7 protein-coding genes are annotated in these 11,151 nt (G+C 58.7%); 2 read left to right on the top strand and 5 right to left on the bottom strand.

Annotation, left to right across the window (positions count from 1 at the left end; genetic code table 11):
- Positions 1–94 precede the first annotated feature (94 nt).
- The 5 genes from HDF15_RS16705 to HDF15_RS16685 form a co-directional block, all read right to left on the bottom strand.
- Complete coding sequence (locus HDF15_RS16705; RefSeq protein ID WP_184257544.1) at positions 95–352, bottom strand: type II toxin-antitoxin system RelB/DinJ family antitoxin; 258 nt, start codon at positions 350–352, stop codon at positions 95–97.
- A 27-nt stretch (positions 353–379) separates the two neighbouring features.
- Positions 380–1,360, bottom strand: a complete 981-nt coding sequence (locus tag HDF15_RS16700) for a cation diffusion facilitator family transporter (RefSeq protein ID WP_260331141.1) — start codon at positions 1,358–1,360, stop codon at positions 380–382.
- A 279-nt stretch (positions 1,361–1,639) separates the two neighbouring features.
- Positions 1,640–2,911, bottom strand: a complete 1,272-nt coding sequence (locus HDF15_RS16695; RefSeq protein ID WP_184257542.1) for a cupin domain-containing protein — start codon at positions 2,909–2,911, stop codon at positions 1,640–1,642.
- Positions 2,912–3,006: 95 nt separating this feature from the next.
- Entirely contained in the window at positions 3,007–3,906 is a 900-nt protein-coding gene (locus HDF15_RS16690; protein WP_184257540.1) for a LysR family transcriptional regulator, read from the bottom strand.
- 283 nt (positions 3,907–4,189) lie between these two features.
- Entirely contained in the window at positions 4,190–5,461 is a 1,272-nt protein-coding gene (locus HDF15_RS16685) for a hypothetical protein (protein WP_260331140.1), read from the bottom strand.
- Between the two features lie 376 nt (positions 5,462–5,837).
- Between HDF15_RS16685 and HDF15_RS16680 the strand changes: the two genes are divergently transcribed.
- Complete coding sequence (locus tag HDF15_RS16680; protein WP_184257536.1) at positions 5,838–9,341, top strand: TonB-dependent receptor; 3,504 nt, start codon at positions 5,838–5,840, stop codon at positions 9,339–9,341.
- 124 nt (positions 9,342–9,465) lie between these two features.
- Positions 9,466–10,935: a GH1 family beta-glucosidase gene (locus HDF15_RS16675; protein ID WP_184257534.1), complete on the top strand. Its 1,470-nt coding sequence runs from the start codon at positions 9,466–9,468 to the stop codon at positions 10,933–10,935.
- Positions 10,936–11,151: the final 216 nt, after the last annotated feature.

The raw sequence follows: 11,151 nt of genomic DNA, 5'->3' as shown, positions 1-11,151 counted from the left end.
ATTACCTGCCGCAGTTTTCCATGTCCTTGCCACGCTTTGCGGCTGACTTTACATCACGCTTGAATTGGGCGGCGCGTACGATCTCGCGCATACCTTAGATTCCCAGGTCCTTGAAAAGAGCGTCCGCGGAACGAAACCGCTTACCTTTCTTCTGGTCCACGGCCTTCAATGCTTTGACGGTTTTGGCGTTGGGCACACGCACCTCGAAGGGCAACGCTTTTTCTGCCGCAACACGCACCAGCATCATGCGCACGGCATCTGAGATCGACATCCCCATGGAAGCAAGTGTGGCCGCGGCATTGAGCTTGACCTTTTCATCCACGCGCACGTGAACCATCGTTGTTGCGGCCATCGTCGTTCTCCCGAGATACATCGCATCTCAATGCGCGTGGCTATGCTCATGACCATGATGATGTCCACCCGGCCCATGATGATGGTGCGAGTGGCCGTCGATCACATCCGGCTCCGGCGGCGACACGCAGCCATCGACCGTCGGGCAATCAGTCACTTCGATCTGGATCGTCGAGTGGTGAATGCCGAAGTGATCGCGTAGCTGGTGATTGATGCGCTCCAGCACAGCTTCGCTTTCAGCGAGCTGCATCTCGATGACCTGCACGTGGCTGGAGAGCGCGTGCGACTGCGAGGTCAGGCTCCAGACATGCAGATCATGCACATTCACGACGCCTTCCACACCCTGCATGGCAGCACGGATCTCGCCGAGGTCGAGCGAGCGTGGTGTGCCTTCGAGCAGGATGTGCAGCGTCTCGCGCACGATGCCCCAGGAGCTCCACAGGATCATCGTGGCGATGATGAGCGAGAGCAGCGGATCGATCCACTGCTGATGCGTGAACAGAATGGCCAGGCCGCCGAGAATGACCGCCGCAGTCGAAAGCGTGTCGCCCAACATGTGCAGGAAGACGCTGCGGATGTTGACGTCGCCGGAGAACTTCCAGAGCAGCGCGGCGATCGCGCCGTTCATGACGACACCGGCAGCGGCGACGGCCATCATCAGGTGCGGCTCCACGGTAACCGGATGGAAGAAACGCTGCAATGCCGTGACGGCGATCCAGACGGCGAGTACCAGGAGGCTGAGCGCGTTGACGAAGCCCGCCAGGACACCCGCGCGCTGATAGCCGAAGGTACGCTCATCGGTTGCGGGCCGCGTCTGCAGATAAACCGCGACGAAGCTGAGCGCGAGCGCAAGAAAGTCGGAGACGTTGTGCCCGGCTTCGGAGATCAGCGCGAGTGAGTGCGCACGCAGGCCGAAGAACAGCGTTGCAAGAATGTAGAGCAGGGTCAGCGCAAGCGAAAACTTGAGGATGCGCTGCATCGAGCCTCCGGACTTCGCGGGGACGGGCATATCTCTAGTGTAGACGCTTGGCAGAATCCGAGAGGCTCGAAGCAGCCTTCGTGAAGCGATTTGCGGCTATTGTGATTGTTGCCGTTGCCTGTTTTTCGCCGTCATCCTGAGGCGTAGCCGAAGGACCCCCGCATTTTGCACGATGCCAGATGGAGCGAACCTTGCTCGCTGCGGGCACTGTTCATCGGGGGCAGGCCCAAACGGCTGTGCCACCACCAATGCGGGGGTCCTTCGCTTACAGCTCAGGATGACGACGAAAAACAAGCAACGACAGCAGCTTTACCGCCCCAAGACATCGAGCTTCGCGCTGGGGATCTTCTCAATCTCGCCTTCGCTCAGGTGCAGGTGGTCCTCCGCCATCTGTAGCGGCAGGCGGCGAATCCACTGGTTCAACGAGAACTCCGCGAAGTAGCTGCTCCTGAAGAGCTCAAGGAAGACAAGGTCCTCCGTCCCAGTGTTCTCGATATAGTGGCCTGCCACAGCCGGTACAAAGCCAACATCGTTCGGATTGAAGTTCATCGTGCGCGCCTTGCCCGACGAGGCGAAGACCGTCATCCGGCCGCTGCCGCTAATCCAGTACTGCCACTCGGAGGCGTTCGGGTGCCAGTGCAGTTCGCGCATTCCGCCTGGCTTGATGCGCACCATCGCGCCGGAGATCGCCTTCGAAGGGGTAAACAGGCTGGAGTCCACAACCCGTACGTCGCCACTCGCATTTTCGAGCGTGGGCTTCATCGCCTTCATGCGGAAGGTGTATTCGATCTTCGACTCCACAGCCTTGCCGCCCACTGCTTTCTTATCGTCCTCCAGCGAACCCGGGACCTCTCCTTGAAAGATATACAGTTCATCGTCCGGAAGCTTGCGCACCGCGGACTCCGGCAGACCGAAGTTCTTGGAGATCACCTCGGGGGGCGTGTGTGCCAGCCAATCCGAGATCAGGAAGGTTTGATATTCAGAAAACGAGCCTTCATCGAACACCAGCAGGAACTCGCAGCCATCTGGCCCGAGGCCCTGGATCGAGTGTGGAAATCCTGCGGGAAAGTACCAGAGATCGCCTTCCGTTACATCGTTGATAAAGATCGTCCCGTCGGGATTGAGCACGGTAACGCGCGCGTTGCCGTAGATCATGAACGCCCACTCGTTGGCGGTGTGCCAATGCAGCTCGCGATAGCCGCCGACCGTGAGCCGCATGTTCACACCCGCGAGGTCGCGGGAGCTGGGCAGGTCTTTCTCCGTTACCTGGCGCGTCCAGCCGCCGTCCTGCACGCGGCGATGCGAGAGATCGAACGAGTACCAGAAGGGGTTGACGTCGCCCTTGTCAGTGTCCGGCGGCAGCTCAGAGGAGCCGTTCTGTCCGGCGATAGCTTTGTTGACGGGCCCGGGATTGCTGGCGGAATGATCCTGTTCGCCCTTGAAGATCTCGCTCCTGCTCTGGGCGAAGGCGAAGGGCGCGGAGATAACAGCTCCGGCGCTGATGGCGGCGGCTGCGGAGCCCAGAAAAGAACGGCGGCTGACAGGCTCTTTTTCTTTCATCGCTACAGTTTCGTTTTGCATGGTCGAATGCTCCTTGAAGTTGATTCAAGTCCCGGCCGGGTTATTTGTCCAATCGTATGTTTAGTTCACATTGATAGAAAAAACAGATAAGCAGATTACTTGCCACCGGCGCTCTTCTTGTCGAGTTTAAGCGCGATGCTGAGCAGCTCCTCTGCGAGCGGATCGGTGTTGCCTGAACGCATCGCCAGACCGATCTCAGAGAGCGGAGCCTTCTGCGGCAGAGAGCGAACAACGAGGCTGCGCACCTGGCGTCGCACCAGCCCCTGCGGAGCCACGGCGATCCCGACTCCGGCGCCAACCATCGCCAGCATCGTCTCCATCTCTCCTGCCTCGAAGACGACCCTGGGGCTGACGCCGGCAGCGATGAACATGCCGATCCAGCGATCGTAAAAACCCGGCGCCCACTTGCGGGCATAGGCGACGAAGGGTTCGTGCTCCAGCTCCTTCAGCGTGAAAGGCCTGCTGTTTGCCAGCCGATGCCCCTTCGGCACGACGAGCACAAATCTTTCCCGGTGAATGCGCGTAATGCTGAGGCCCTTGCTGCCGGTGGGCAGACGAAGGAAGCCTGCGTCCAGCTTGCGCTCTTCGAGCAGTGCGATCTGGTCGGTCGTGCGAATGTTCAGCAGATCGAGCGTGACGCGCGGATGGCTGCGGCGAAAGGCCAGCACGATGGAAGGAACGATCTCCAGCGCGGCCGACGCGACGAATCCAATCTTCAGATGCCCGGCCTGACCTGCGGCAACGCGCTGGGCATTGGCCCGAGCCTCCTCCGCCATCTTCAGAATGGCTTCAGCATCGCGCAGGAAGAACTCACCGGAGGGAGTCAGGCGCACACTGCGGCGCGTGCGCTCCAACAACGCCACGCCAACGTCTGCCTCCAGCGCCTGGATCTGCGCAGTCAGCGCGGGCTGCGACAGATGGAGCTTGCGCGCGGCGGCAGTAAAGCTGAGCGCCTGCGCCACGGCCAGAAATGAGCGTAGATGTTTGATCTCCATCGTGTGCATCCCAGAGCAGTTCTTTTAGAACCTGTCTAAGAACTATAGGCGAGCCAGTGGCCGTAGCCGTTGCTTCCGCCTTTGCTTTTTGCTTTTCTGGTTGTCATTCCGAGCGCAGCGAGCGAACCTGCTGTCTCCCGTTTTTCGTTCGTATTGCCCAGAAAACCGTGGGTGAAACCAAGAGGGCATAGGCTGTATCGGCACGAGTTAAAAGCGGGAGGAAGCAGGTTCACTCGCTACGCTCGGAATGACAACCAGAAAAGCAAAGGCAAAAACAGCCGAGCTACCAGACAGCCACGGTCAGAATCTTCGGCGAGCCCGCGATCCCATTCACGACATCCATTCTCAGCACCGCCTCAAAATCATGGTCCTGAAACCCTGGGCCGATACGGCGGCGAAGCTCTTCCATCTGTCGCGGGTCGACCAGAAACTCACCGGCGGCGGCCGTCCCGCTCATACCGATTCCAGCCACGATCACCTCCACCTGTCCGGTGGACTCATCATGGATACGTGCGACGATCGCGAAGTCGCGTTTCGCGTCCGCGAGTCGAATCTTCAGGTCGAGACCCCAGTCCTTCATCTCAGGGTTCTTCGCGTCGGAGATCCAGTACTCCTCCTGGTACGTTCCGGAGAACCGGTAACGCAGCGGAGCGATCGCCCGCAGCGTCCACTGGTTGTCCAGGCCGCCGATCAGCACCACCGGTCCCTGGCGCAGGTCGTCGAGCGTCGTCGTTGTGTTCAAGCGGTAGTTGGATTCCCGATTGTGCGCCGCCAGAAAATTAGAGATGCGCAGCGTAGCCAGGGCATCCGAAAAGACGATGTTCTCTCCCAGGGTCTCGTGTGCCAGAAAGCTGGAGGCTATCGGCGTGTCGGACACGGGAGCAACCGGCGGGTTGGGATGATTCGGTGTCGCTGCAGGGTCCTGGACCAGGATTCCGGCAGCGGCAGCGGTCTGGGAGCCTGACTTTTCAACTTCCATCGGCAGGCAGAAGACAACCGTCCGGCGGTTAGCCAGCAGCGGTCCCCAGAAGGCGTCGAGTGCGGAGGGGTGCATCCCGCGCCAGAAAAACCCGGCGCCCACGGCAACCAGAAGTACAGCCGCTACTCCCAGGATATACAGCACCAGGCGTTTGCGGCCTGATCTCGCCGTAGCTACGGCAGCAGCCTGCGACTCTGAAGCGGCGTTTTCCGCAGCATGGGTGTCTGTGAGGAAGGCAGCCACTCTGGCGATCGAATGTTGGTCGGAGCCGGCCTCTTTACGGGGGCGGAACTCAGGTTCATACCTGCCCGGCATCAACTCGATGCGCATCTCCGACTCGTGCGCCTCTTCGTGGTAATACTGCGCGATCCTCTTTCGGATCTCGGCGATGGTAACCCGCACGATGGGGTCCGACGCCGTATCGTAGTCCGCCGGGCGTTCGAACACGCGCACACCCAGGAGGCGCTCCTTCAGGAATTCGCCCCGGCCTTCCAGCGTCTCCTCCACGATGAAGCGGAACAACAAAGGATAGCGCCTGCTGTTTTTGAAATGGCTCGTCTCCAACAGACGGTTCATCTGTTGTCTGACCTTCTCTTTGTCTTCCTCCGTCCTTGGGATCCAAACGCTGGTCTCGTCGGCCACAGGATTCATCGCTATACCTCTTGGAAGTTGCTGCCCAGCATAGGCCAACCCCTATACCCCTGACAATAGCTCTCTTTACCTCTTCTTTACCTTCCCTCAAAAAGTGCGGATTTGCGGGCAAATACCTCTTTACCTTCCGGTGAGATACCAGATGAACCCTATACAGCCCGGAAACAGGTACCTATGATCCGTGCCGAACCAAAAGCCCCTCTTTGGATGTCGCGAACCCGTAAGGGAAACGCCCATCTATTTAACCCTCCAGCCTCTAATTCAGTAACAGAGACCCATGACTTTCGAGACAGGAAACGACATGATCGAAAATACGACCTTTACGCAACGCCGCACAGGCCAGTGCGAGAACTTCCGTCGGCAGGCAGGACGCCTGCTCATCCTTCTTACGATCCTGATCGGCGGATCGTTCTTCGGATCGCGGGCAGCGCATGCCCAGTTGACCACCGCCGACATCCTTGGAACCGTCACCGACAGCACAGGTGCGGTCATTCCCAACGCAAACGTCACGCTGTTGAACCTCGACACCAACAGTCAGCGCACAGACGTGTCCAACGCAAGCGGCGACTTCCAATTCACCCTGCTTCCGGTCGGCCGCTACTCCGTAACCGTGAAGTTATCCGGCTTCAAGACATCGACGACATCGAACCTGGCTGTAGAAGCCGGTGATCGCGCCCGCGCCGACGTCCGTCTATTAACCGGCGGCACAACAGAGACCGTAACCGTGGAGGCCCAGACTCCCCTGCTCCAGGCCGACAGCGCCACCGTCAGTTCGACCGTGACAGCAAAAGCCGTGCAGGATCTGCCCTTGAACGGACGTAACTTCGTTCAACTCATCGACCTCGTTCCGGGCGCCAATGAGGGTGCCGGCAACGGTCTCGGCAGTGGTGGCCGCCCGGACGATCGCCGCACCAACGCCAACGGCCTCTCCGTCAATGGACAGGACGAGGCGCTCAACAACTGGGTCGTTGACGGGGTTGACGACAACGAACGCGTAATCGGCACCATCGGCATCAAGCCGAACGTCGAAGGTATTCAAGAGATTACGATCCAGACCAACAGCTACGCCGCAGAGGCCGGCCGTACGGCCGGCGGCGTCATTAACATCGTCACCCGCTCTGGAACCAACCACTTCCATGGCTCCGCCTACGAGTACTTCCGCAACGATATCTTCGACGGCCGCTCCGTCTTTTCAACCACAGGAGCCAAGCCCGAACTTCGTCAGAACCAGTATGGCGGCAGCATCGGCGGTCCCATCTTCCGTGACCGGACATTCTTCTACTTCGACTACGAAGGATTCCGGGAGGTTTTGGGCTCTACTCTCACCGGCACAGTTCCCACTCTCGCTGAGTACGACGACATCAACAGCATCGGCGCGGGCAACAGTCCCGAGTCGCTGCTCTCGACGAGCAACGGAACGGCAGGCCTTCCCATCAATTCGATCGCTCTGAACTACCTGAAGCTCTTCCCGGCGCCAACAAATCCCAGCGCTGCTCCAGGCACGCCGAACTTTACGATCAGCCCCAACAGAACACAGAACTTCAATACGTACGACGCTCGAGTCGACCACAAGTTCAACGACAAGAACCTGTTCTTCGGGCGCTTTTCGTATAACAAAGTCCTTACCTTCACGCCGCCAAACTTTGGAACCGTGAATGGTCTTCAGATCAGCGGCGGCCGGTATAACTTCGACGGTCCCGCGACCGATGTAGCCCAGCAATATGCCTTTGGTTACACGCATATCTTCAACTCAAATCTCCTGCTCGACCTCAGGGCGGCCTTCACTCGGATCAACAACCTCTCACTCCCGCTCAACTATGGCCTGAATGCCGATCAGACCGTCGGTTTTCCGGCAAATATGACCGCCTTCAGCCCTTTCGCCAACTCCCTGACACCCATCTCCGTCGGCCCCTTCGGCGATATTGGCGACGGTGCTTATGTTCCTCTGCAGGACATCGACAACACCTTCCAGTACTCCGGTTCACTAAGCTGGACCAAGGGGAACCACAACTTTAAGTTCGGTGCCGTCTTCCTTCGCAGACAGGCTCGCAACGTGCAGAGCGCCTCTGCCGTTGGCGCGTACCAGTTCAATCTGCCCAGCGATAGCGACCCTGACCAATTGACGCAGCAAAATAATCAGCTTGCCTCAACCCTGGTCGGCGCCTTCAACAACCAACAGCGCAACTTCAACCTGAGCCCTCCCGACTACCGCAGCTACGAGCCGGGCGGCTTCGCGCAGGATAGCTGGAAGATCAGCCCGAAGCTGACGCTGCTGCTGGGCGTTCGCTACGACGTCTTTACCCCTTTCACCGAAGCGCATAACCATATCTCGAACTTCGACTTCCCGGAGGCGCTCACCCTGAATGCCGGAAACGTATCCTCGGCCTTGAAGATTGCCGGGGTCAATGGCGTCAACTCCCAGGTAGACATTCCGACCGACCACTCCAACGTCGCTCCCCGCCTCGGCTTCGCTTATTCCATGACGCCTACGCTTGTCCTTCGCGGAGGCTACGGTCTTAGCTTCTTTCCCGGCAACTATACCTCGAACGCCGATCTGAAGAACGCACCGTTTACCTCCGTCTATAACCCCTCCTGCCAGTCCACCATCGCCGTCCAGATCGAAATGGCCCAGAATCAATTTGCTGGCCAAAACGGGGATTGCGCGGCTCAAGGTCAACCTGGAACGCTAAACGAGGGTTTGCCGGTTCCCGCGCCTCCTACGGCAGCCCAAATCGCGAACCTGTCCACGATCCCCGGTCTTGGGTTCGTGGCCGAAGCCCCCAACTTCAAATCGGCTCTCATCCAGCAGTTCAATCTGCAGCTTGAGCAGCAGTTTGGCGCCAATGTCTTCACCATCGGCTATGTAGGCAGCATAGGCCAGCACCTGCCGGAGTCGATCGACAACATCAACCAACCCAAGCCCTTCAACGTCCTCACTAATCCAGCCGGAGCAGCCCGTCCCCTAAGCGCGACGCTTCCCAATCTGGGTGGAGTCAGCTATATCCAGAGCGAGGGCATCTCGAACTACAACGGTCTGCAGACCTCCTTCCAGCGTCGCTTTACCAGGGGGCTGGCCTTCGATGCGAACTACACCTGGGCCAAGGCCCTGGCCGACATCAGCAGCTTCTCCCAGCAGGGCGACCAGGGTTGGTCCCACGCCGACCCGACCCGCATCCGCCAGATCGAGTACGGCAAATCGGACACCGATATTCAAAACCGCTTTGCTCTCTCGCTCAACTATGAACTGCAGTACGGAAAGGAGTTCAGCGGCATCAAAAAGGCTGTCTTCGCCGGGTGGGAGGCAAATATCATCACGGCCTGGCAGAGTGGAAAGGTCTTCTCGATCGTCAATTCGGGTTCCGGCGTCGACAATCCTGTCGAAAGCGACGGCAAACAGCACGGCTTCAGCAATCGTGCATGCCCGCAAAACTGCAATAATCCTGATCGGCCCAACCAAATCGGGGAGGCTCGTCTGGCTCACAAGACCCTGACAGAGTTCTTCAACACGGCAGCCTTCGCTCCTCAACCGCTCGGAACCGTTGGAAACACCCAGCGCAACTCGCTGTTTGGTCCCGACTTCCGGCACGTCGATCTTTCCCTATTCAAGACCTTTCCCATTGCGGGACCTGTGAATGTGCAGTTCCGTGTCGAGTCCTTCAACATCTCCAACACGCCCAACTTCTATATTCGGAATAATGGCCAACCGGAGCAGCAGTTTGGCAACGCGGGCTTCGGACAGATTACCCAAGTTGATCCTAACTACAACCCCAGGGAGTTTCAGTTTGCTCTGAAGCTACAGTTCTAAGCAGACAGATACTAACTGGAAAACACGGCGAGCCGCCGATAGCCTTCACGGATCGGCGGCTCGTTGGCTTTTCATTTGATTGCTGTGATTGACTGACTAAAGAATTTTGCAGCCTGGAGCTTCTGTGTTGAATAACATCACTCGCCGCACCCTTGCCCGCATCCTGGGCGGTTCCGCCGCAGCCCTCTCCCTACCTCGTGTTGGATTCGCAACCGAAGGAGCCTCGGCCCCCTCAACGCACTCTGCCGGGACGACCCGAACCTTTCCCAGCGATTTTCTCTGGGGTTCGGCAACAGCCTCCTACCAGGTAGAAGGCGCAGTCCACGAGGCTGGCCGCGGCCCCTCGATCTGGGACACCTTCTCCCATACTCCGGGCAAGACCCACAACGGAGATACCGGCGATGTCGCCGACGATTTTTTCCACCGCTACAAGGAAGATATCCAGATCATGAAGGGGCTGGGGCTTAAGACCTTCCGCTTCTCGGTCTCCTGGTCGCGCATCTTCCCCACCGGCACCGGCTCCCCTAATCCGCAGGGACTGGACTTCTACCATCACCTGGCCGACGCTCTTCTTGAAGCCGGAATTCAACCCTTCTGCACGCTCTATCACTGGGACCTCCCCCAGACGCTGCAGGACAAGGGCGGCTGGGAGAACCACGACACCTCCAAGGCCTTTGCCGACTACGCGGGCTACACCGCAGGCAAGCTCTCGGACAAGGTCCGCCACTTCATGACCATGAACGAGATGCGCACCTTCGTCGACGTAGGCAACAGAGAAGGCAGGCACGCGCCCGGCCTCAAGCTCGATGACAAGCGTCTCGCGCAGTTGAACCACCACGTCGTGCTGGGCCACGGCCTGGCAGTGCGGGCGATTCGCGCAACGGTCAAGCCCGGCACCAAGGTCGGCCTCGCCGAGAATATCTCCGCGACGACGCCGGTCGTCGAATCGCCGGAACACATCGAAGCCGCGCACAAGGCCCTGCGCGAAGAGAATGCTTCGTTCCTCACCGTGGTGCAGGAGGGACGCTACACGGACCTTTACCTCAAGCGCCTCGGAGAAAACGCTCCCAGGTTCACAGCGGAAGAGATGGAGATCATTCGCAGCCCGCTGGACTTCGTGGGCATCAACATCTATCAGCCCATGTATGTTCGTGCGGACAATTCAGAAAAGGGCTACGCCGTCGTACCTCCTCCCAGCTCTTATCCCCACATGTTCAGCCCCTGGCTCAACGTCGGCCCGGAGGGCATCTACTGGGGACCGAAGCTGGTCCATGAGGTCTGGAAGGTGAAGGAGATGTACATCACCGAGAACGGCGCGTCTTCGAACGACCACCTCACACCTGAGGGCAAGGTCTACGACACGGACCGCGTGATGTTTCTGCGTAACTACCTCACCCAGCTTCAGCGCGGAGTATCCGAGGGCGTGCCGGTCAAAGGCTACTTCCTCTGGAGCCTGCTGGATAACTACGAGTGGGCCGATGGATACGAGAAGCGCTTCGGCATCATCTATGTCGATTTCGCCACGCAGCAGCGGACGCCTAAGTTAAGCGCGGAGTTCTATAAGCAGGTAATAGCGAAGAACGCTGTTTCCTAACTCATTTCCCTAAGCTAATGCTCTATTCATGGCGGTAAAACCCGCATGAATAGGGCATTTTAGCGTTGTATTAAGACAGGCTAGTGTAGTGAGTCCCTTATCTAAATCCATATTCAATTCCCTATCGCCGATCGTTAGCGGAAAAGGCCAGACGTTTCTATCGTTCAGCGCTGAGCGACGAGTGCGGTCGCAATCCCATCTATCTCAAATAAGATG

It is taken from the genome of Granulicella mallensis (genome assembly GCF_014203225.1).
Taxonomy (GTDB): Bacteria; Acidobacteriota; Terriglobia; order Terriglobales; family Acidobacteriaceae; genus Granulicella; species Granulicella mallensis_A.
This window is presented reverse-complemented; position numbering and strand designations above follow the sequence as displayed.